Genomic DNA, 20,438 nt, shown 5'->3' with positions numbered 1-20,438 from the left:
ACTCACGCCTTTCCCTGCAGCGGAAACATCATCAGCGCCATGGCAAGGATGCCGAGACCGACGCCGGCAAGCTGCGGCGTGCTGAGGCGCTCGCCGAAGACGACGAAAGCGATGATGTTGACGACGATCAACTGGACGATGGCCGAGGCCGAGATCGCAAGGCCGAGGCCCGCCTCGCGCATCAGCTTCACCATCATGAGGTTGCCGATGCAATAGAGCGTCAGGGAGAGGACGAGGATGAGGACGTTGCTGGTGGCGATATAGGCGCGCGAGGCCGTCGCGCCTGATATGAAGATCGCCATGGCGCCTGCGAGCCAGAGGAAGAAGGTGGGGTTCATTGGCAGGGTCCTTCGAAAACACCCCCCTCTGCCCTGCCGGGCATCTCCCCCCCAAGGGGGGAGATCGGCAGGATGCAAGGCGTTGTTCCACGATTGAAAAGGAGCGGATGACGAGCGCTATGGATTGAGAGTGATCTCCCCCCTTTTGGGGGAGATGTCACGAAGGTCCGAAGGACGAGGGGGATGGCCACCGTCGCAGACCTATTCCTCATAACTATGCCCCGCTCTCAGCCCGTCGCGGACGCGGCGGGCGATTTCCAGGAATTCGGGGGTCTCGCGAATGTCGAGGGGGCGTTCGGCCGGAAGGGTGGATTCGATGACGTCGGTGACACGGCCGGGGCGGGGCGACATGACGACGATCTTGGTGGAGAGGTAAACGGCTTCGGGGATGGAATGGGTGACGAAGCAGATGGTCTTGTTGGTGCGCGCCCAGAGCTTCAGCAACGCCTCGTTCAGGTGGTCGCGAACGATTTCGTCGAGTGCGCCGAAGGGCTCGTCCATCAAGAGCAGATCGGCATCGAAGGCGAGTGCGCGAGCGATCGAGGCGCGTTGCTGCATGCCGCCGGAAAGCTGCCAGGGGAATTTCTTCTCGAAGCCGGAGAGGTTGACGAGATCAAGCGTCTGGGCGATGCGCTTTTTCTGCTCCTCGCGCGGATAGCCCATGATCTCAAGCGGCAGGGCGATGTTCTTTTCGATGGTGCGCCAGGGATAAAGCGCCGGCGCCTGGAAGACATAGCCGTAGGCGCGCTTCTCGCGCGCTTCTTCCGGTGTCATGCCGTTGATGTCTATATCGCCCGACGTCTTTCTCTCGAGATCGGCGATGACGCGCAGGAAGGTCGTCTTGCCGCAGCCGGAAGGGCCGATGAAGGAGACGAAATCCCCCTTGCGGACTTCGAGATCGACATCGCTCAGCGCATGCACCGGCCCGTCATTGGTTTGATAGGTGAGACAGAGGTTCCGTGCGGAAACGACGGAATTATCGGATGATGTCATGAATACGGACCAGTCAGGTTTTCGCAGGTCGGCCGGGGCGTATTGCGTGCTATTGTTATTGAGGAGCAGTCTTGCGGCAAACGGAGAAGAACCACCGTCGCGCCGGTTTCAGAGGAGGAGTGCAATGAGCGTATCGTCAAAGCCCACCTGCCATGTCGTTCGGCCGAACCATGCCTATGACGGCAAGCAGGGGCTCAGCTATTTCCAGGGCATCGCCGCCGAGACGGTCGGCGCCAAGGGCATCTGCATGCACCTCCTGACGATCCCGCCGGGTGTTCGCGCGCGGGCGCATTTGCACGAGGCGCACGAGACGGCGATCTACATGCTCTCCGGAGAGGCGCATACCTGGTACGGCGACAACCTGGAAAACCACGTCGTCGTCCATGCCGGCGAACTCTTCTATATTCCGGCCGGTGTTCCGCACCTGCCGGCGAATTTGAGCAGCACGCCCTGCACGGCAATCATCGCCCGCACCGATCCGAACGAACAGGAGAGCGTTGTCTTGCTGCCGGAGCTCGATGCGCTGGCGATCGTGCCGGCGTGAGGGCCACCCCCCTCTGCCCTGCCGGCCCCGGGGGCGAGCCACTCGTCTCGCGCCGTCCTTCGGACCCCCACAAGGGGGGAGATCGGATGGAGCGATGCCGCGAGCAACCAATCTCCCCCCTTGTGGGGGAGATGTCACGGAGTGACAGAGGGGGGTAATGCCACAAAAGCCTGCCATCTTTACCCGATCAAACCCCGCTCGCCGGTATGCCCGACCGCTCGACCTTGCGCGGCGCGGTGATTTCCTTCCAGGTCGAGAGCGCCTTGCTGACCGTCGTGACAGGCTCGCGCTTGACGAATTCGCCGTGGCCTTCCTGGGTCTTGATCGTATCCTCCTCGATCGCGACGACGCCGCGGGTCAACGTGTAGCGCGGCAGGCCGGTCACCGTCTTGCCTTCGAAGACGTTATAATCAATCGCCGATTGCTGCTTGGCTGATGTAATCGTCTTCGAACGCTTCGGGTCCCAGACGACGAGATCGGCGTCTGATCCAACGAGGATCGCGCCCTTCCTTGGATAGATGTTGAGGATCTTGGCGATATTGGTCGAGCTGACGGCGACGAATTCATTCATCGTCAGGCGGCCGGTGTTGACGCCATAGGTCCAGAGCATCGGCATGCGGTCCTCGAGGCCGCCGGTGCCGTTCGGTATCTTGGTGAAATCGCCGACGCCGAAGCGCTTCTGCGCGGTCGTGAAGGCGCAGTGATCGGTCGCAACCACCTGTAGCGAACCAGCGGCGAGACCTGCCCAGAGACTGTCCTGATGCTGCTTGTTGCGGAAAGGCGGCGACATGACGCGGCGGGCGGCATGGTCCCAGTCCTTGTCGAAATATTCGGTCTCGTCGAGCGTCAGGTGCTGGATCAGCGGTTCGCCGTAGGCACGGATGCCCTTCTGGCGGGCGCGGCGGATCGCTTCATGCGCCTGTTCGCAGGAGGTGTGGACGATATAGACGGGGCAGCCGGCCATGTCGGCGATCATGATGGCGCGGTTGGTGGCCTCGCCCTCGACCTCGGCAGGACGGGAATAGGCATGCGCTTCCGGGCCGTTGTTGCCTTCCGAGAGCAGTTTTGCCGATAGCGAGGCGACGACGTCGCCGTTTTCGGCGTGAACCAGCGGCAGGGCGCCGAGTTCGGCACAGCGCTGGAAGGAGGCAAACATCTCGTCGTCGTTCACCATCAAGGCGCCCTTGTAGGCCATGAAGTGCTTGAAGGTGTTGATGCCCTTGTCCTCGACGATCGTCTTCATCTCGTTGAAGACCTGCTCGCCCCACCAGGTGATCGCCATGTGGAAGGAATAGTCGCAGTTGGCGCGGGTAGATTTATTGTCCCACATGGTCAGCGCTTCGAGCAGCGACTGGCCGGGCGACGGCAGGGCGAAATCGACGACCATCGTCGTGCCGCCGGAAAGCGCTGCGCGGGTGCCGCTCTCGAAATCGTCGGAGGAATAGGTGCCCATGAAGGGCATTTCGAGATGGGTGTGCGGATCGATACCGCCCGGCATGATGTAGCAGCCCGTCGCATCGAGCGTTTCCGTGCCCGACAGGTTCGGCCCGATCTCGACGATCTTCCCGCCGTCGATCTTGATGTCCGCCTTGTAGGTCAGGTCGGCGGTGACGATGGTGCCGTTCTTGATGACTGTGGTCATGCCTTGATCTCCTCATGCCTAGAAGCCGCGTGTGCGGGCGAAAAACGCGCTGTCGCGCATGGAGCAGAAAGCCTGCCCTCCAATAAGGAAAGTATCGTTTCGAGAACCGCGCGGCGCTCGCGAAGAATTTCATCGTTCCAGAAGCGCAGGACCGAATATCCTTGCGCATTCAGCCAGTTTGTTCGCGTAACGTCGTGTTCGCTCTCGGCGTGCTGAGAACCGTCGAGTTCCACGATGAGGTTCTTTTCGCGGCAGATGAAATCGACGAAATAGGGACCTAGCGGAATCTGGCGGGCGAATTTGTAGCCGTTCAGCCGGCGGTTTCTGACTTCGATCCAAAGGCGGTATTCCGCATCCGTCTCGGTTTGGCGAAGATTGCGAGCGCGGCTGGTTGCGCCGGATTTTCGGACCCAGGCGTCGGTTTTATCGCTTGCCATTGGGAACCCCTCATCGCCTCGCTCTGCTCGGCACTTCTCCCCAAGGGGAGAAGGGGGCGCGAGCCTCGCCCTTGCGTTTTCAGCCTGTCTGCGCCGAACTGAAGATATGTCGCTGAGCGTGTGCCGTAGGCCTGTCTTCTCCCCTTGGGGAGAAGGTGCCCGAAGGGCGGATGAGGGGTTCTCAGTGGCGTAGGCGTCGCGACTCACGCCACTATCTCCGCCGTCTCCACCACCGCATGGAACAGCACGTCCGCGCCGGCGGCGGCCCATTCCTTGGAGATATCCTCGGCTTCGTTGTGGCTGAGGCCGCCGACGCAGGGGCACATGACCATGGTCGCCGGCGCTACCTTCGCGGCCCAGCAGGCGTCGTGGCCGGCGCCGGAGATAAGGTTCATGTGGCTGTAGCCCAGCTTTTCGGCTGCTTCGCGAACGCGCTCGACCAGAACTGGGTCGAAGGTGACGGGCTCGAAATGGCCGATCGCCTCAACCGAACAGCCGACGCCGAGCGCGTCGCAGATCTCGGGCGCCTTGGCCTCGATTTCCGCCCGCATGCGGTCGAGCTTGGCCTTGTCAGGCGTGCGGATGTCGACCGTGAAGACTACCTTGCCCGGCAACACGTTGCGGGAGTTCGGTGAGAAGAAGACCTGGCCGACGCCGCCCACCGCACCCGGCTGGTTTGCCATCGCGACCGATTGCACCATTTCCAGGATGCGCGACATGGCAAGGCCGGCATTAACGCGCATCGCCATCGGCGTCGAGCCCGTATGGGCTTCACGGCCGGTCAGCGTGAATTCCAGCCACCACAGGCCCTGACAGTGGGTGACGACGCCGATCTGCTTGTTTTCGGCTTCCAGGATCGGGCCCTGCTCAATGTGGTATTCGAAATAGGCGTGCATCTTGCGCGCACCGACCTCTTCCTCGCCGAGCCAGCCGATGCGCTTCAGCTCGTCGCCGTAGGTTTTGCCCTCGGGGTCCTTGCGACCATAGGCGTAGTCCAGCGAATGCACACCGGCAAAGACGCCTGACGCCAGCATGGCGGGGGCAAAGCGGGCGCCTTCCTCGTTGGCCCAGTTGGTGACGACGATGGGGTGCTTCGTCTTGATGCCGAGATCGTTCATCGTGCGCACGACTTCGAGCGCCGAAAGCACGCCAAGCACGCCGTCATACTTGCCGCCGGTCGGCTGGGTGTCGAGGTGACTGCCGACATAGACCGGAAGAGCATCTGGGTCGGTGCCGGGACGGGTCGCGAACATGGTGCCCATCTTGTCGACGCCCATGGTCATGCCGGCCTTTTCGCACCAGGACTTGAAGAGATGGCGTCCTTCGCCATCCTCGTCGGTCAGCGTCTGGCGATTGTTGCCGCCGGCAATGCCGGGGCCGATCTTCGCCATGTCCATCAACGCATCCCAAAGGCGGTCGCCATTGATACGCATGTTCTCGCCTGGCGCTGCCACCATCTGAAAGTCCTCACCTGTTTTTCGCGGGGCAATGCAAGTCGCATGCCCATTTTGTTCCCGTGGTCTCGACCGGAGCGCTGTTGTTTTTGTAGCCCCGGAATTTCCGCGATTGCCTTTACTTGACAACTGACAGATAATTTGACCGATTGGTAAACATTACAACTTCCGTGGCAACGCTCAAGACGAAAAAGACGAAAAGCACCGACAAAATTACAGGCAGCTGCCCAAAATTCCGTCAATGAATACTTGGCGCAAACCTGACTGAAAGGGTTGGATTTTCAAGGGAATTAGAATCGACATGGCTATTCCGAGAGCCGCGAAGACGCAGCGCCGCACCCGCATCCAGGAAGAGAAGGAAGAGCAGATTCTCGAAGCGGCGCTCGACGTGTTTTCCGTACATGGATTTCGCGGATCGACCATCGACCAGATTGCCGAGGTTGCCGGCATGTCGAAGCCCAATCTTCTCTACTATTTCCGCACCAAGGAAGCCATGCATCGCGCGCTGATCGACCGGGTGCTGTTCACCTGGCTGGAGCCGTTGCGCGCCTTCAATGCCGAGGGCGATCCGGAGAGCGAGATCCGAAGCTATATCCGCCGCAAGCTGGAAATGGCGCGCGATTTTCCGCGCGAAAGCCGGCTGTTTGCAAACGAGATGCTGCAGGGCGCGCCGCATGTGGTGGATGAGTTGAAGGGACCGCTGAAGAGCCTTGTCGACGAGAAGGCCGAGGTGATCCGCGCCTGGGCGAAGGCCGGCAAGATCGCCAAATGCGATCCCTATCACCTGATCTTTTCCATCTGGTCGACGACGCAGCATTATGCCGATTTCGACGTCCAGGTCCGCGCCGTGCTGGGCGACCAGCATTCCGGCGAAGGGCGCTTCGAGGATGCTGCCCGCTTCCTCGAACAGCTCTTCATGGGCGGACTGTCGGTGCCGCCGCCGACTTAAAGCTCATTTTCCGTTTGTTGCCATTGCCCGCAGCAGGAGTTCGGCGGCGCGTTCAATCGTGTATGGCTTCTGCAGGATCGGTGCATCGGCATGGCTTTTTGCCTGAGCGACCCCTTCGCCGTAACCGGTTGCGAAGGCGAAGGGAATGCCTTGCGCCTGCAGCTTTTCGGCAATCGGGAAACTGGTGTCGTCGCCGAGATTGACGTCGAGAAGCGCCAGGTCGAAGGTCTTTTCGCCGAGGATTTCCAGGGCATGAAGAACGGTGGCGGCGGTGATCACTTCCGACGCTCCGAGACGATGCAGTATGTCCTCGCTGTCCAAGGCAATGATGAGATTGTCCTCGACCAGCAGCACGGACAATCCCTCGAGCGGCCGCTCCGGAATGTTCTCGCGGTTGGGGTCCATGGCGTTTTCATTCAGGGATGCGAGTGCCGTGGTGCCGGACGCAAAGGTCGCGTATGCGGCCGGTATGCGGAAATCGGCTTCCAACCCCGTTGACGAAAAGCGCATCTCCGCCTTGCCCTCGAGGTCATAGGGGATCGAGCGGCGAATGATGGTGGTGCCGAACCCCTGTCTCTTCGGCTCCTGCACCTTTGGTCCGTCGCTTTCGCGCCATGAGATCAGGAGATCGCCATCCTTGCCCTTCTCCCCGTCCTTGCCCTTTTCCCAGGTGACGGAGACGGTGCCTCTTGCAGACAGGCTTCCGTATTTTGCGCTGTTGGTCACCAGTTCGTGGAAGACCAGGGCTGCCGTCGAAAAGGCCCGTGGGGCCAGAAGGACGTCTGGACCTGACATGTGAAGACGGTCGGCATTCCTGCCGAGATAAGCGGCGGCCTCCGCCTGCAGCAATTGCGGGAAGGACGCCGGCGCCCAGTTGTCGCGCGTAATCTGGTCATGGGCGCGGGCGAGCGATTGCACGCGGCCTTCAAGCTGGCTGACATAGTCGCCTATCGACGTTTCCGACGTCTTGGATTGGCGCACCAAGCCGTTGATGAGGCTTAGAATATTGCGGACGCGATGGTTCAGCTCGGCAATCAGCAGTTCCTGGCGTTCGCTGGCCTGCTGGCGCGCCACGCTTGCCTCATCCGCCAGCCGAAGCACGACCTCGATCAGCGTCACGCGGATCGTGTCGGCGACGCGCTGTTCGGCTGACGTGAAAGGCGCCGAACGGCCGCGCACGAGTTCCGACCAGGCCTCAAAGCTCTTGCGCGGTGTCAGGCGAGGGCCGTTCGGTCCGTATTCGACAGGCTTGTGGGGGTCGCCGGCCCAACGGACCGAGCGCACGATTTCCTGGCGGAATAGAATGACGTAATCGCGCGGCGAGCGGGAAATCGGGATCGCGAGCAGGCCGGCGATGTCCTCGCTTTTCAGTTCGGGATAGGTCTTGCCGATATTGTCCGTTGCAAAGACCTTGCCGGCGGCGGTGCGGTTGAGCAATCCCACCATCTTTGCGAAATCGGTCTGCGATGGGGCAAGCCCGCTGAGGGCCGAACGGCCGTTAATCCAGACCCCGATGCCATCGGCGGGGATCGCGTTGGCAAGTGCGTCGATCAGCCAGGCGGGATCATCGAGCAGGCTTGCATTGTCTGCGACAGATGTCAGCAGCTTGTCGGCGATCTGCCGGGCTTTGGTTTCGTATTCCAGAGCCATGCGTCGCTCTCGGCTCTCCAGGCGCGAGGCGAACATCTGGCCAAAAAGCTCCGATGTCGAGCGCCGCTCGGCGGAGGGCAGGCGAGGGCTGTAGTGATGGCAGGCGAACAGGCCCCAAAGCTTACCATCGACGACGATGGAGATCGAAAGCGAGGCCCCGACCCCCATGTTCTTCAGATACTCAATATGGATCGGCGAGACCGAGCGCAGCACCGACATGGAAAGATCGAGTGTACGGCCGTGCTCATCGACCTCGGGCAGGACCTGTACCGGCTTGGCATCGATGTCGGAAATGATGCGGAAGAGGTTGCGGAGATAGAGCGCGCGGGCCTGGACCGGGATGTCTGACGCCGGATAGTGCAGGCCGAGGAAGGAGCCGATGCCGGGGCGGGCGACTTCGGCCACGACCTCGCCGGAGCCGGTCTCGTCGAAGCGATAGACCATGACCCGGTCGAAACCCGTCAGTGCGCGCGCCTGTCTTGCTCCTTCACGGAAAAAGGCTTGCAACGTTTCCGCCTGGTCGAGCCGACCCATCATGCTGCGGATCGATATGGCGGAGCCGTGGTGTTCCTCCTGCGAGGGTTCCGCCTCGATGATGACCTGTCCCTCGACCACGTGGACGGCGACGTCGAACGCACCGCGTCCCTCCTGCAGGACCACGCCAAACAGCCTTTCCACGACATCTGGCCCGTGAATGATGGCCAGGCGGTTGCGTAACGCGTGCACCGCCACCTTCGACAGGATTTCGCCGACAGGCCGGCCCAGGATCTCCGAATGGGGAACGCCGAGGAAGGTTTCGACATTGACCGATGCTCGCGAGACCAGCCAGTCCGACGACAGGACCAGAAGGAAGCCGAAGGGCTGGATCGCCCCGAGACGGTGGATGGGTTCGCGGTCGCAATTCGTCAGGTCGACATGCGTCAATTCGACAGTCACGAGGGGATAAGCTCCAGTTCGAGTTCGGCAGCTCTCTTGAAGAGAGTGAAGACGGATCTCGCGGCGGCGATGGCTCGATCCTCTTCGAGAGGGCTGAACTCGTCGAGCTTTTCCATGAATGTCTTCATTGCGCCCTTCGGTCCCTGAAAGCCGAGGTAGCTAGACGGAAATTCCACCGGCACCTGCCTTGCCAACATTGCGCCTCCAAGCTTCGATCCCTCCAGCACGTATGCAGCCCCCCAGATTTCGTCCTCGGTCGAGAATGTCGGGGCGGGGAGGTGCTCAGGAGCGCTCGTGCCGAGAGCCGTCAGATCATCCATCAATTTTCCCCGCCTGCGTCGATCGCGCCAGTCGGGAATAATGTCTTCGACGCCAGCTTGTTCCAGCGCGATCTCGATGGGTGGCAGAACCCGCGCATGGGCGCAGAGGAAGGAGGCGTATCGGTTCCGATCGGCAAGATCGAAGTGCCCGAAAATGTGGTCTACGGCTTTGTGATCATCACTTGTGTCTGTGCGAAGCGTCATACGGAGGGGCATTTATGGCTATGTCCGAACTGATATGATTTCCCAATCTATTCAAGGGTTAGCCATATGTCGCGGTGGCGGACGATTTCCAGAGCATTTGCAAAAATACTGCCCGTGCGCGGGCGGCGAGCCGCACACGGGCCGAACCTTCGGACTCGACCGCGACAGTTCTCCTCCTATGCAGCAGTCTCCACGCCGCTCGCAAAGGTGTAACCTTCGTCGGCCCAGCCGGTCAGGCCGCCGATCATGAGCTTGACAGAGAGGCCGAGGCGAGAGAGGCGGAGTGCTGCCTTGTCGGCGCCGTTGCAGTGCGGGCCGGCGCAATAGACGACGAAGAGCGTATCGGCAGGCCATTGCGACATACGATGCGCGGTCATCTTGCCATGCGGCAGGTTGATGGCGCCAGGCACATGCTGAAGCGCGAAGAGCGCCGGCGAACGCACGTCGAGCAGCACGAAATCTACCTTATCGGCTGCGAAGGCGGCATTGACATCGGAGCAATCGGTTTCGAATGCCAGCTTGCGGGCGAAATGATCGGCAACAGTTTGCGGATCGGCGGCAGGGGTTTCGGAGACGGGGCTTTTTGAAACGGAGTTTGTCATGATTTTCCTTTCTTGATTTCGTTGCCGCCGATCCTCGCCGATGTTAGAGCTTGGCGAAATTGGCCGTAATGACAGATAGCGTAAAGATCATGCCAAATTCATCTATGCATAAGACGCAAGGGCCACACGTGGTTGTTCTCGCCTATGACGGGCTCTGCACCTTCGAATTCGGGATCGCCTATGAGGTCTTCGGGCTGTCGCGTCCGGAAATGGGGGAGGGGTGGTATCGCTTCTCCGTTGCCGGCGTCGAGCCGGGGCCGCTACGCGCAAGTGGCGGGCTGACAGTCGGCGTTGATTGCGGGATTGAACTGCTTGAAGAGGCGGACCTGATCGTCGTGCCCGGTTGGAGGGCGATCGATGCGCCGGTGCCGGAGCCTTTGGTTGCCGCGCTGCGGGCCGCGCATGCGCGTGGCGCGCGCGTGATGTCGCTCTGCTCCGGCGTCGCGGTACTTGCCGCTTCCGGCCTGCTCGGCGGACGCCGCGCCACGACGCATTGGCGATATGTCGCTTCCATCGCGGCACGCTATCCCGAGATCACGCTCGATGCCGACGTGCTCTATATGGACGAGGGCAGCATCATGACGGCGGCAGGCAGTGCGGCCGGCATCGATCTCTGCCTGCACGTGGTGCGTCGCGATTTCGGCGCGGATGTCGCCAACAGCGTAGCGCGTCGGCTCGTCGTGCCGCCGCATCGCGAGGGCGGGCAGGCGCAGTTCATTGCCGCGCCTGTGCCGGAGGAGCGCGAAGGCATCCGCCTCGGACCGCTTATCGAATCGATGCGCGAGCGCCTGTCGGAAGACCAGCCGATCCGCATCCTAGCGGACCGGGCCGGCATGAGCGTGCGTACCTTCCAACGCCGCTTCGAGGCGGCGACCGGCGATAGCGTCGGCGAATGGCTGATGAAGGAGCGGCTGCGCCGTGCCCGCGACCTTCTGGAAAGAGAGCTTGCCGTCTCGCTCGACGACATCGCCGCCGCGAGTGGTTTCGGCACACTTGCCACCATGCGCCATCATTTTCGCCGGCGCCTCGGAACAAGTCCAAGCGCCTATCGGCGTTCCTTCGGGGGATGCATGGAGAGTGCGGCGCGCAGCTAGCTTCTAACCGCCGGTCATCCCAAGGGGCGACCGGCGTTATATCGTTGCAGCCGGATTACTCCGCCGCCTGCCTTGCCATCGGGTTGTTCGGGTGGGTCGTCCAGTTGGCATAGTTGGGATCGACCACCTTGCCGGTGCGTTTGTCGAGGGCGCCTGCGGGCAGGGCTTCCATGGTGATGCAGTTCTCGACGGGACAGACGCTGACGCAAAGATTGCAGCCGACGCATTCCTCGTCCTTCACCTCGAAGTGGCGGACACCGTCCACGAAGTTGGTGATCGCCTGATGCGAGGTATCCTCGCAGGCGATGTAGCAGCGGCCGCACTTGATGCAGGCGTCCTGGTCGATCTTGGCCTTGGCGATGTAGTTGAGGTTCAAATATTGCCAGTCGGAGACATTCGGCACGGCACGACCGGTAATATCATCGAGAGTGCGGTGGCCCTTTTCGTCCATCCAGTCGGACAGGCCCGTGATCATCTCTTCCACGATCTTGAAGCCGTAGGTCATGGCCGCCGTGCAGACCTGCACGTTGCCGGCGCCGAGCACCATGAATTCGGCTGCATCGCGCCAGGTGGTGATGCCGCCGATGCCCGAGATCGGCAGGCCGCGCGTATCGGGGTCACGGGCGATCTCGGCCACCATGTTGAGCGCGATCGGCTTCACCGCCGGGCCGCAATAGCCGCCGTGGCTGCCCTTGCCGCCGACCGTCGGGTTGGGGGCGAAGTTGTCGAGATCGACCGATACGATCGAGTTGATGGTGTTGATCAGCGAAACGGCATCGGTGCCACCGGCCTTGGCGGCGCGGGCAGGTTTGCGGATGTCGGTGATGTTAGGCGTCAGCTTGGTGATGACGGGCATGCGCGTATATTGCTTGCACCAGCGCACGACCATCTCGATATATTCCGGCACCTGGCCGACCGCGGAGCCCATGCCGCGCTCGGACATGCCGTGCGGACAGCCGAAATTGAGTTCGATGCCGTCGGCTCCGGTCTCTTCGACCAGCGGCAGGATCGCCTTCCAGGCATTTTCCTCACAAGGGACCATGATCGAGGCGATCAGTGCCCGATCGGGCCAGTTCATTTTCACCTGCTTCATTTCGCGCAGGTTGGTAAAGAGGTCGCGGTCGGTGATGAGCTCGATATTGTTGAGACCGAGAAGACGGCGGTCGGCCCCCCAGATCGCGCCGTAGCGCGGGCCGTTGACGTTGACGACGGGCGGGCCTTCCTCGCCGAGCGTTTTCCAGACCACGCCGCCCCAGCCCGCCCTGAAGGCACGCTCGACGTTATAGGCCTTGTCGGTCGGCGGCGCGGAGGCGAGCCAGAACGGGTTCGGGGATTTGATGCCGACGAAATTATTGCGGAGATCAGCCATTGTTCATCCTCCCCTTCAAGCGACGGCCACGGCCGGCTGCGCACCGGCAGCAAGCACGCGGTTGATGGATTCGGCGGCATCCCGTCCTTGCGCGACGGCCGCAACGGTCAGGTCTTCTCCGCCGAGTACGCAGTCGCCACCGGCCCATACGCCTGATAGCGAGGTGCGACCATCGGTATCGATGACGATGCGGCCGGCTTCCATCTTGAGAGCGCCAAGACCGGAGGCCTCAAAGGTCTGGCCGATCGCCTTGAAGATCTGGTCGGCGGCGATGACGCCTGTATCGCCCGTGCCGGTCAGCTTGCCGTCGACGAGTGCGGTATATTCGACCTCGATGCCGGCGACCTTGCCGTCCTTGGCGATGATCTGCTTCGGCGCCAGCCAATGGCGGATGATGACGCCCTTGGAGGCTGCCAGGTCCTGCTCGAATTCCGAGGCGTTCATGTGCTCCTTGCCGCGGCGATAGCAGATCGTCACCTCTTCGGCGCCGAGGAGTTTTGCCTGCACGGCGGCGTCGATCGCCGTCATGCCGCCGCCGATGACGACGACGCGGCGGCCGATCGCCATGTCGGCCTTGTCGTCGGCCTGGCGCAGATCGGCGATATAGGCGACCGCATCGGCAACGCCGTCGAGGTCTTCGCCGGCTGCACGCAGCGCGTTGACGCCTGAGAGCCCGAGACCAAGGAAGACGGCGTCATACTGGCTCGAAAGATCGGCGAGCGAGAAGTCACGGCCGAGCATCTGGCCGTTCCTGACCTCGATGCCGCCGATCGAGAGCACGTAATCAACTTCCTTCTGGGCGAAATCATCGACCGTTTTATAGGTGGCGATGCCGTATTCGTTGAGGCCGCCGGCCTTTTCGCGCGCGTCGAAGATGACGACGGAATGGCCCTTGACAGCTAGGCGGTGGGCGCAGGCAAGGCCGGCGGGTCCCGCGCCGACGACGGCGATGGTCTTTCCGGTCGCCGCGGCTCGGCTGTAGAACTGCTTGTTCTCGGCCATGGCTATATCGGTTGCATAGCGCTGCAGGCGGCCGATCTCGACCGGGCGCTCTTCGGCCGTGTTGCGCACACAGGCCTCTTCACAGAGCTGTTCGGTTGGACAGACGCGGGCGCACATGCCGCCGAGGATGTTCTGGTCGAAGATCGTCTTTGCCGAGCCGATCGGATTGCCCGTCGATATCTGCCGGATGAACATCGGGATATCGATCGAGGTGGGACAGGCCGTCATGCACGGCGCGTCATAGCAGAAATAGCAGCGGTCGGAAGCGACCAGCGCCTCGTGCTTGTCGAGGCGCGGATGAAGATCGGAAAAATTAGCCTCGTACTCGGCGGGCGTGAGCCGGCCTTTCTGAATCCCAGTTTCCAGTCGTCCCATTGAAGTTCCCTCATTATTGGATAACGGCCAGTAAAGGGGAGCGTAACCCAGTCCAAAAAATTTATCAAACGGTAAAATTTTGAGCTAAATAGAGCGCAGAAAAAGGTTTCGAAAAAAATCGAGATTTTTTTATTTGAGTGGGAACCAACTTTATGGCGGGTAGTTATTCGGGTGTCCGGATGACGATCGCATCGACCCAATGCGCGCCCCCAATCATCCGGATTAATGTACTCACGGTCCCCTCCCGATGAGTAGAAAAAGCAGCCGGTGCGCCGCCCTCGCACTGGCTGTTTTTCGTTGTGAAATCATCAAGAAAGGGATCGCGGCCAGCGCAGCTTCTAGGGGCGCCTGAGGATCTCGTATTCGGTTTCCGGAATGAGGATGCTGTAGTCAATACGATCGGGGCGCAGCTCGAACTTCACGCGGCCGTTCATCGATGTGGGCACGACACGCTCGAGGACAGTTCTGCTGAAGCTGTTGTCTTCGAATTCCTGTACGGCCGAGGGCGTCGATATCTGCTCCGACCAGATCACCTCGATGGCTTTCTTGCCGTCCAGATTTGACTCATTGCAATTCAGCAGGATCTTGGTCGTGCCGGCCGATATCGCGCCATGCGAGGCGGAATTGACGATCAACTCGTGTAATGCCAGCCCCAGATGGACGGCGGCGTTGGGCGTCAGATGCGCGTTGATGCCGTAGATCGGCATGGGCACCGCGACATCGGGCCAATAGGGGGCGAACTGCTTTTCCGCCAGTTCGAAGAGATAGGCGCCGCGCCAGCTTGAATCGGTGATGAGATCCTGGGAGTTGGAAAGGGACTGCAGGCGGCCTCGGAATTTTATGAGAAAATTGTCCAGCGACAATGTATGCCGCGCAGTCTGGGTGGCGATGCCCTGAATGATGGCAAGCAGGTTCTTCGACCGGTGAGACAACTCCCTGAGCAGCGATTTCAGGACCTTTTCGCGATGACGGCTCTCGGTGATCTCCGACATAACCGAAAGCAGGCCATAGTCGCCGGATCGTCCGGTTCGTTCGATTTTGATTTCGAAGATTCTGGAACCATCGGTCGTCAGAAAGTCTATTTCGGTCCTGGACGGCGCACCGTTCTCCAGCACCTTGCGCTTGAGGTCTGCAAGACGCTGTCCGTCCCTGGCCCCGAATAGCTGCAGGTCACCCTTGCCGAGAATGAGGGAAGGCTTGAGATGTTCGGGGAGATTTTCAGCGTAGACAATTGCCAGGCTGGAATCCTGGAACATGATCGAAATGCCGGCGCTACCGAGCGCCCGCTCCATTATGGCGGCCTTGCCCTCCAAACCGAAGGCGGCGCTCGACAATGGTTCAGTGGTATTCACAAAGTCGCCTTTCCCTCGGTTTTCCCTGAACAACGCCGGAATCGCGTGCCCCGTGGAAATCCATGGTGTTACTCATATAACAATTCGTCACGAAAGCTAGCGAAGCGCTTCGGCTGAGCCGAAACGCTTGCTGCTTTTCTTTGTTCCATTCTGAAATACAAGGGTAACTCAGGCTGCGACGCGCGTCGTTTCGTTGAAGAACAGAGCTTGGCTGATCAATGCCTTGACCATATCGGGGTTGAACGGCTTGGTGACCAGGAAAGTCGGTTCCGGCCGTTCGCCGGTCAGCAAGCGCTCCGGGAAAGCGGTAATGAAGATCACCGGGACGCTAGAGGTCTTCAGGATGTCGTTGACGGCATCGATACCGGAGCTGCCGTCGGCGAGCTGAATGTCGGCCAGAACCATGCTCGGCTTGGTCGCATTGTAGAGCGCCACTGCTTCGGAGTGGGTACGGGCGATGCCGGTGACACGGTGGCCGAGGCTTTCGACCATCTGCTCGATATCCATGGCGATCAGGGGCTCGTCCTCGATGATCATGATATCGGTTGCCACCTGGCGAGAGATTTCCTGCGATGCCTTGTCGAGCAGGCGAACGACTTCCGGTTCTTCGACCTCGAGAATATCGGCTATTTCCGCAAGGCGGAAATTCTCGACGGAGGCCAATAGGAATGCCTGCCGCGCGACCGGAGAAACCTTGGCAAGATTGACGGTTGCGCGCTGCTCCCACGCATAGGGGGAAGTAGGCTCCGGTATCTGCACTGCGGTGGAACCAAAGAGCTTGGTGAAAAGTTTATAAAGTGCGACCCGGTCATTGGATGTATCGGGGAAGATGGAGATGTCTGCGATAATCGCTTCCAGCACCGCCGCGACATAGGCGTCGCCTGAAGTCTGTGTTCCGGTGAGTGCGCGGGAATAGCGACGCAGATAAGGAAGGTGCGGCGCAATTCGAGTGGAAAGTGTCATAAATAACTCCCGTCCTTAAGACGCTATCGGCTTTAATGAGAGCTAAATGCCAGGGGGTCAAAAAAGTTCCGAAATGCAGGAACTTTTTTTATTGCCGGGCATTATGGTGGCGACAAACGGTGGGTTTGTTCGCGTGTGATCCGTTCCTGATGGCGACAGCGTGGATGAGGCTTCTCCCTACCTTATCCACGACGTGAGAACGGTGATCCCCAGGCTGAAGACGACCCGCAGATGTAAACGATCCGAAAGCGAATTTTTTAGATGACAGCACAGAAGCAGGAAAAAGCAGATGCCAAACAGCCCGATCTCCGGGTTGTCGACATTCTGGATCCCACCAATCAGATCGGCGTCAAGCTGCGCTCCCTTTATGCAGCTGCCCAGGACGAGGCAATCCCTGACCGTTTCCTGGATTTACTGGAGAAGCTGGACCGTGCGGAAAGCATGGCTTCAGCCAAAGTGGCCGAATAGGGATATCCCGGATGGAAAAAGCGGAACCGAGTTTCAAACGTGAACTCCTGGCAGCTCTCCCGAGCCTGCGTGCGTTCGCCATTTCGCTCATTGGCCGACATGACCGTGCCGATGATCTCGTTCAAGACACCATCATGAAGGCCTGGGCCAAGCAGGACCATTTCGAGATGGGCACGAACATGAAAGCCTGGCTCTTCACGATCCTGCGCAACGAGCTTTACAGCCAGATGCGCAAGAGCGGTCGTGAAATCCAGGACAGCGACGGGCTCTTTACCGAATCTATGGCGACGCATCCGTCTCAATACGGTGCGCTCGATCTGCAGGATTTCCGAAAGGCGCTCGATCAGCTGCCGCCGGACCAGCGCGAAGCGATCATCCTGGTCGGCGCCTCCGGCTTCTCATACGAAGAGGCTGCCGAAATTTGCGGCTGTGCGGTCGGCACGATCAAGAGCCGCGTCAACCGCGCCCGCCAGCGTCTGCAGGAACTGTTGCAGATATCAGGCGAAGCGGATTTCGGACCGGATGCAACATCGTCCCCGCTGACGTCGAGGGCGTTTGCTTTCTGAGGAAGACTGCTTGCTACAAAAGAAAGCCTCCGGGCAGGGATGCGCGGAGGTTTTGTTTTTTGTTGGCGCGCCTGCGTTGGTGAAAAACCCCTCATCCGTCCTTCGGGCACCTTCTCCCCAAGGGGAGAAGACAGGGGCGCCGCACCGTCGCAGCGTATATTCCACTCGGACAAAAAAGGCCTACAACGCGATGGGGCGGCTCGCTCCACTTCTCCCCTTGGGGAGAAGTGCCGAGCGTAGCGAGGCGATGAGGGGTTCCCTCTCGGCGAGAGACTGGGGCCTAAGTTAGGCGGGCGGCCCCAATCAATCCTCTTCGCGCTTCGATCCCAAAAGGTTGCTCAGCACAAAGGCCGCGGCGATGGCGACCGTCAACAGCGGCTGGCTACGCACGACGCCCAATGCGGCTGCCGCCATCGATTCCAGTTCTCTCTTTCGTTCGCGGGCGCGGCGCTCTTCCTGCGCATTCATGACGGCCATGACCACGAGAACGATGATGCCCAGGAGCAGGGCGCCGGCTGCCATGAACAGTGCCGCGCCGATTGCGCCGTATATGGTCGCGAGCCAGATCGCGGTCGCGACGAGCGCAAAGACATAGGCCGTCAGCAGCAGCAGGACGGCAATGGCTACAAAAATACCGTTGCGCTTGGTGCGCGCAACGGTGCGGCTGACGGACCCTGACAGCAGGAGGCTGACGATCGGAAACAGCATCAAGCCTCCTCAGCGGCGGGCAAGAAAGGCGATCAACAGGCCGACGGCTGCCGCCGCGCCGATGGTTGCTGCCGGATGGCGGCGAACGGTTTCGCGCATTTCGCGGGCGCCGCGGCTGTAGCTATCCTGGAGGTCATGCAGAATGTCTTCGCTGCGGCTCAGGAGATCGTCGTATCCCGCCTGCGCCTGATAGCGGATCTTCTTGCTCGTGTTGCTCTTGCTGATGAGCTTGGTCAGCGCAGCGATCTCGTCGCGGAGCGTTTCGAGTTGATCCTCGATCGTGGCCTCGAGATCGTGCAGGCCGCCATTGTGCTTGCTGCGAAGGGGATGGAGGAAGGACGTCACCATAATCGGGTCTCCATTGTTCTGACGCGTCGCTCGCGTCGTTCTAGTCTGTAGTCGCCACTCTGTGCTGGATCCGCCTTGCTGCTGGCACACGCCTGCTCATCCGGCATTGATCCATGTCGTTGGCAAATCAACGCGTCGAACGATGAAAGGTTCCAGTGGTCGCTCGCTGCGAGAGACGTCTTGGAGACTGCGCAAGGGTGCAGCTGTCATTCATCGAATGCGCTGTGGGCGAGGACGAAGGGAGTGGCATCCTTCGGTACGCGATTGACCCTGAGCGGGCAGCCGAAGACCTGCTCCAGCATCTCGTCGGTCATGACCTCTGCGACCGACCCGCCAGCGGCGAGCATGCCGTTCTTCAACAGGACCATTCGGTCGGCGAAGAGGGCAGTCAGGTTCAGGTCGTGCATGACTGATATGACGCCGCCGCCGCGCCGGCAGAAGTTGCGCGCCAGGGTCATAATCGTCAGCTGGTGGCTGATGTCGAGGCTGGAGACCGGCTCGTCGAGGAACAGCCAGCATGGCTTTCCGTCGACGGCGGGCTCGGGGATCTGGCAGAGAACGCGAGCAAGCTGGACGCGCTGCTGCTCGCCACCGGAAAGTTCCTGATAGAAGCGCCCTTCGAAACCGGCGAGATCGACGGCCGCCAGGGCGTCGGCGACGATCCGCGCCGTCTGTTCCGGATGGCTGTTGCGCCCTGATGTCAGGCCCATGGCGATGATTTCGCGAACGGTGAAAGGAAAGGAGATGGTGCTTGCCTGCGGCAGCACTCCGCGCATCATCGCGAGCTGCCAGGGCGCCAGACTATGGATCTCCTCGCCATTCAGCCGGGCCGAACCCTTATAGGCAAGCTCTCCCGAGATTGCCTTCATCGTGGTGGTCTTGCCCGAACCGTTGGGGCCGCAGATCGCGGTCAGTTCACCGGCTCGCGCAACGAAGGATAGATCGCCGACGACTGTCTTGCCAGACAGCTGGACGGAAAGGTTTTTGGCTTCGATCATGTTGATGTCACAGGCTGAGGCGCGAGCGCTGGCGCAGCAGGATCCAGAGGAAGAACGGTCCACCGACGGATGCGGTGATGATGCCGATCGGCAATTCTGCCGGCACGACGAGGGTACGTGCCAGAACGTCGGCAAAGATCAGGAGCGAGCCTCCGAGGAGTGCCGAAGCCGGCAGGAGATAACGATGATCGGGGCCGATGACCATGCGCAGCAGATGCGGCACGACGATGCCCACGAAGCCGATGCCGCCGCTGACGGCGACGGATGCGCCTGTCGCGCCGGCGACGGCAACGATCGCGATCGTCTTCAGCCGCTGGACGGGTATGCCCACGTGGAAGGCTGCCGCTTCTCCAAGCGTGATCGCGTTGAGGCCGCGGGCTATGAAGGGCATGGCGACCAGCGACAGCAGGATGATCGGGCCGGCGGCCGCGATCTTGATCCAGGTGGCTCCGGAGAGCGAGCCCATGCCCCAGAAGGTGAGGTCGCGCAATTGCCGGTCGTCGGCCATGTAGATCAGCACGCCGGTCAACGCCATGGTCATGGCGCCGAGCGCGATGCCGGCAAGAAGCATCGTCGCAACAGAGGTTTGGCCGTTGCGGGTGGCGATCCGATAGAGCAGCAGTGTCGTCACCAATCCGCCCGTGAAGGCGGCTAGCGGCAGGGCGTAGATGCCGAGCCCATTGTAAAGCGGCGCGGCAATTCCGTTGCCGAGTACGATCATCACGACCGCGCCGAAGCTTGCGCCCGAGGAAACGCCGACGAGACCGGGATCGGCAAGCGGGTTGCGGAACAGCCCCTGCATGATCGCGCCCGAGACTGCCAGCGAGGCGCCGATCAGGAAGCCCAGCGTGGCGCGAGGCATGCGGATGTCGAAGATTATGATCCGGTTGCGGGTGCTGAGCACACCATCGGCATTGCCCATGGCCACGCTTCTGACGACGTCGACGAAGGAGGCGTCCGATGCGCCTGTCGTTACGGAAAACAGCAGAGAGAAGATCGCCACGACAATCAACGCAGCGATCATCAGCAGAGCCAGCCGCGAGCGATCGCCGGCGCGATAGCGTGACAGGATGGTGTCTTGCCGCCTTGCCATGTCCGTCTGCCGCGGCGCCGCTTCGCCGAAGGC

At 61.0% G+C, this 20,438-nt stretch carries 21 protein-coding genes; 5 read left to right on the top strand and 16 right to left on the bottom strand.

The window, feature by feature from the left end; genetic code table 11:
* Positions 1-2: 2 nt before the first annotated feature.
* Both DTW90_RS03370 and DTW90_RS03360 read right to left on the bottom strand, forming a co-directional pair.
* On the bottom strand, positions 3-338 hold the full coding sequence (locus DTW90_RS03370; RefSeq protein ID WP_132518722.1) for a hypothetical protein: 336 nt from the start codon (positions 336-338) through the stop codon (positions 3-5).
* Between the two features lie 201 nt (positions 339-539).
* Complete coding sequence (locus tag DTW90_RS03360; protein WP_132518724.1) at positions 540-1,331, bottom strand: ABC transporter ATP-binding protein; 792 nt, start codon at positions 1,329-1,331, stop codon at positions 540-542.
* A 124-nt stretch (positions 1,332-1,455) separates the two neighbouring features.
* Between DTW90_RS03360 and DTW90_RS03355 the strand changes: the two genes are divergently transcribed.
* Positions 1,456-1,875, top strand: coding sequence for a cupin domain-containing protein (locus tag DTW90_RS03355; RefSeq protein ID WP_132518726.1), 420 nt, complete (start codon positions 1,456-1,458; stop codon positions 1,873-1,875).
* Between the two features lie 187 nt (positions 1,876-2,062).
* On the opposite strand, the gene hydA is transcribed toward DTW90_RS03355, so the two are convergent.
* From hydA to DTW90_RS03340, 3 genes are all read right to left on the bottom strand, one after another.
* The gene (gene hydA / locus DTW90_RS03350; RefSeq protein WP_149336405.1) at positions 2,063-3,517 is read right to left on the bottom strand and encodes a dihydropyrimidinase; all 1,455 of its coding nucleotides are present in this window, start codon (positions 3,515-3,517) and stop codon (positions 2,063-2,065) included.
* Positions 3,514-3,954, bottom strand: coding sequence for an endonuclease domain-containing protein (locus DTW90_RS36975; RefSeq protein ID WP_188079867.1), 441 nt, complete (start codon positions 3,952-3,954; stop codon positions 3,514-3,516). The genes hydA and DTW90_RS36975 overlap by 4 nt, the downstream gene beginning before the upstream one ends.
* 203 nt (positions 3,955-4,157) lie before the next feature.
* Positions 4,158-5,411, bottom strand: a complete 1,254-nt coding sequence (locus DTW90_RS03340; RefSeq protein WP_149336403.1) for a Zn-dependent hydrolase — start codon at positions 5,409-5,411, stop codon at positions 4,158-4,160.
* A 298-nt stretch (positions 5,412-5,709) separates the two neighbouring features.
* Between DTW90_RS03340 and DTW90_RS03335 the strand changes: the two genes are divergently transcribed.
* Positions 5,710-6,357, top strand: a complete 648-nt coding sequence (locus DTW90_RS03335; protein WP_149336401.1) for a TetR family transcriptional regulator C-terminal domain-containing protein — start codon at positions 5,710-5,712, stop codon at positions 6,355-6,357.
* Positions 6,358-6,360: 3 nt separating this feature from the next.
* Here the strand turns inward: DTW90_RS03335 and DTW90_RS03330 are convergent, their stop codons facing one another.
* The 3 genes from DTW90_RS03330 to DTW90_RS03320 form a co-directional block, all read right to left on the bottom strand.
* Positions 6,361-8,943, bottom strand: a complete 2,583-nt coding sequence (locus DTW90_RS03330) for an HWE histidine kinase domain-containing protein (protein WP_149336399.1) — start codon at positions 8,941-8,943, stop codon at positions 6,361-6,363.
* On the bottom strand, positions 8,940-9,479 hold the full coding sequence (locus DTW90_RS03325) for a biliverdin-producing heme oxygenase (RefSeq protein ID WP_149336397.1): 540 nt from the start codon (positions 9,477-9,479) through the stop codon (positions 8,940-8,942). The genes DTW90_RS03330 and DTW90_RS03325 overlap by 4 nt, the downstream gene beginning before the upstream one ends.
* Positions 9,480-9,643: 164 nt before the next feature.
* The gene (locus DTW90_RS03320; RefSeq protein WP_149336395.1) at positions 9,644-10,069 is read right to left on the bottom strand and encodes a rhodanese-like domain-containing protein; all 426 of its coding nucleotides are present in this window, start codon (positions 10,067-10,069) and stop codon (positions 9,644-9,646) included.
* Between the two features lie 68 nt (positions 10,070-10,137).
* Between DTW90_RS03320 and ftrA the strand changes: the two genes are divergently transcribed.
* Positions 10,138-11,163 carry a transcriptional regulator FtrA gene (gene ftrA / locus DTW90_RS03315; protein ID WP_149336393.1) on the top strand — a complete coding sequence of 342 codons (1,026 nt, stop codon included), beginning with the start codon at positions 10,138-10,140 and terminating at the stop codon, positions 11,161-11,163.
* Between the two features lie 55 nt (positions 11,164-11,218).
* Here the strand turns inward: ftrA and preA are convergent, their stop codons facing one another.
* The 4 genes from preA to DTW90_RS03295 form a co-directional block, all read right to left on the bottom strand.
* Positions 11,219-12,532 carry an NAD-dependent dihydropyrimidine dehydrogenase subunit PreA gene (gene preA, locus DTW90_RS03310; protein WP_132518743.1) on the bottom strand — a complete coding sequence of 438 codons (1,314 nt, stop codon included), beginning with the start codon at positions 12,530-12,532 and terminating at the stop codon, positions 11,219-11,221.
* A gap of 15 nt (positions 12,533-12,547) precedes the next feature.
* Entirely contained in the window at positions 12,548-13,909 is a 1,362-nt protein-coding gene (locus DTW90_RS03305; RefSeq protein ID WP_132518745.1) for an NAD(P)-dependent oxidoreductase, read from the bottom strand.
* 338 nt (positions 13,910-14,247) lie between these two features.
* A complete protein-coding gene (locus DTW90_RS03300) occupies positions 14,248-15,201 on the bottom strand; it encodes a sensor histidine kinase (RefSeq protein ID WP_132519870.1) in 954 nt (317 codons plus the stop codon).
* Positions 15,202-15,429: 228 nt separating this feature from the next.
* A complete protein-coding gene (locus DTW90_RS03295; RefSeq protein ID WP_132518747.1) occupies positions 15,430-16,224 on the bottom strand; it encodes a response regulator in 795 nt (264 codons plus the stop codon).
* A gap of 261 nt (positions 16,225-16,485) precedes the next feature.
* Between DTW90_RS03295 and DTW90_RS03290 the strand changes: the two genes are divergently transcribed.
* Together DTW90_RS03290 and DTW90_RS03285 are read left to right on the top strand one after the other, a co-directional pair.
* Positions 16,486-16,692 carry a NepR family anti-sigma factor gene (locus tag DTW90_RS03290; protein ID WP_149336391.1) on the top strand — a complete coding sequence of 69 codons (207 nt, stop codon included), beginning with the start codon at positions 16,486-16,488 and terminating at the stop codon, positions 16,690-16,692.
* A gap of 11 nt (positions 16,693-16,703) precedes the next feature.
* Positions 16,704-17,258 (top strand): RNA polymerase sigma factor, encoded by a 555-nt coding sequence (locus DTW90_RS03285; protein WP_132518751.1) that lies wholly within the window; start codon positions 16,704-16,706, stop codon positions 17,256-17,258.
* A 303-nt stretch (positions 17,259-17,561) separates the two neighbouring features.
* Here the strand turns inward: DTW90_RS03285 and DTW90_RS03280 are convergent, their stop codons facing one another.
* The 4 genes from DTW90_RS03280 to DTW90_RS03265 all read right to left on the bottom strand — a co-directional run bounded on the left by DTW90_RS03280 (position 17,562) and on the right by DTW90_RS03265 (position 20,405).
* Complete coding sequence (locus tag DTW90_RS03280; protein ID WP_132518753.1) at positions 17,562-17,966, bottom strand: hypothetical protein; 405 nt, start codon at positions 17,964-17,966, stop codon at positions 17,562-17,564.
* Positions 17,967-17,975: 9 nt separating this feature from the next.
* Positions 17,976-18,314, bottom strand: coding sequence for a DUF883 family protein (locus DTW90_RS03275; RefSeq protein WP_149336389.1), 339 nt, complete (start codon positions 18,312-18,314; stop codon positions 17,976-17,978).
* A 206-nt stretch (positions 18,315-18,520) separates the two neighbouring features.
* Positions 18,521-19,312: a heme ABC transporter ATP-binding protein gene (locus DTW90_RS03270; protein ID WP_149336388.1), complete on the bottom strand. Its 792-nt coding sequence runs from the start codon at positions 19,310-19,312 to the stop codon at positions 18,521-18,523.
* Between the two features lie 7 nt (positions 19,313-19,319).
* A complete protein-coding gene (locus tag DTW90_RS03265; protein ID WP_149337022.1) occupies positions 19,320-20,405 on the bottom strand; it encodes an iron ABC transporter permease in 1,086 nt (361 codons plus the stop codon).
* Positions 20,406-20,438: the final 33 nt, after the last annotated feature.

This window comes from Neorhizobium sp. P12A (assembly GCF_008365395.1).
In the GTDB taxonomy this organism is placed as follows: Bacteria; Pseudomonadota; Alphaproteobacteria; order Rhizobiales; family Rhizobiaceae; genus Rhizobium.
This window is presented reverse-complemented; position numbering and strand designations above follow the sequence as displayed.

Coding starts and splice junctions, on each gene's coding strand:
- DTW90_RS03335 (WP_149336401.1), top strand. CDS start 5,710: ATGGCTATTCCGAGAGCCGCGAAGACGCAGCGCCGCACCCGCATCCAG.
- DTW90_RS03285 (WP_132518751.1), top strand. CDS start 16,704: ATGGAAAAAGCGGAACCGAGTTTCAAACGTGAACTCCTGGCAGCTCTC.
- DTW90_RS03355 (WP_132518726.1), top strand. CDS start 1,456: ATGAGCGTATCGTCAAAGCCCACCTGCCATGTCGTTCGGCCGAACCAT.
- DTW90_RS03370 (WP_132518722.1), bottom strand. CDS start 338: ATGAACCCCACCTTCTTCCTCTGGCTCGCAGGCGCCATGGCGATCTTC.
- DTW90_RS03320 (WP_149336395.1), bottom strand. CDS start 10,069: ATGACAAACTCCGTTTCAAAAAGCCCCGTCTCCGAAACCCCTGCCGCC.
- DTW90_RS03325 (WP_149336397.1), bottom strand. CDS start 9,479: ATGCCCCTCCGTATGACGCTTCGCACAGACACAAGTGATGATCACAAA.
- DTW90_RS36975 (WP_188079867.1), bottom strand. CDS start 3,954: ATGGCAAGCGATAAAACCGACGCCTGGGTCCGAAAATCCGGCGCAACC.
- DTW90_RS03340 (WP_149336403.1), bottom strand. CDS start 5,411: ATGGTGGCAGCGCCAGGCGAGAACATGCGTATCAATGGCGACCGCCTT.
- DTW90_RS03270 (WP_149336388.1), bottom strand. CDS start 19,312: ATGATCGAAGCCAAAAACCTTTCCGTCCAGCTGTCTGGCAAGACAGTC.
- DTW90_RS03275 (WP_149336389.1), bottom strand. CDS start 18,314: ATGGTGACGTCCTTCCTCCATCCCCTTCGCAGCAAGCACAATGGCGGC.
- DTW90_RS03265 (WP_149337022.1), bottom strand. CDS start 20,405: ATGGCAAGGCGGCAAGACACCATCCTGTCACGCTATCGCGCCGGCGAT.
- DTW90_RS03290 (WP_149336391.1), top strand. CDS start 16,486: ATGACAGCACAGAAGCAGGAAAAAGCAGATGCCAAACAGCCCGATCTC.
- preA (WP_132518743.1), bottom strand. CDS start 12,532: ATGGCTGATCTCCGCAATAATTTCGTCGGCATCAAATCCCCGAACCCG.
- DTW90_RS03295 (WP_132518747.1), bottom strand. CDS start 16,224: ATGACACTTTCCACTCGAATTGCGCCGCACCTTCCTTATCTGCGTCGC.
- DTW90_RS03305 (WP_132518745.1), bottom strand. CDS start 13,909: ATGGGACGACTGGAAACTGGGATTCAGAAAGGCCGGCTCACGCCCGCC.
- hydA (WP_149336405.1), bottom strand. CDS start 3,517: ATGACCACAGTCATCAAGAACGGCACCATCGTCACCGCCGACCTGACC.
- DTW90_RS03300 (WP_132519870.1), bottom strand. CDS start 15,201: ATGGAGCGGGCGCTCGGTAGCGCCGGCATTTCGATCATGTTCCAGGAT.
- ftrA (WP_149336393.1), top strand. CDS start 10,138: ATGACAGATAGCGTAAAGATCATGCCAAATTCATCTATGCATAAGACG.
- DTW90_RS03360 (WP_132518724.1), bottom strand. CDS start 1,331: ATGACATCATCCGATAATTCCGTCGTTTCCGCACGGAACCTCTGTCTC.
- DTW90_RS03280 (WP_132518753.1), bottom strand. CDS start 17,966: ATGCTGTTTCCGATCGTCAGCCTCCTGCTGTCAGGGTCCGTCAGCCGC.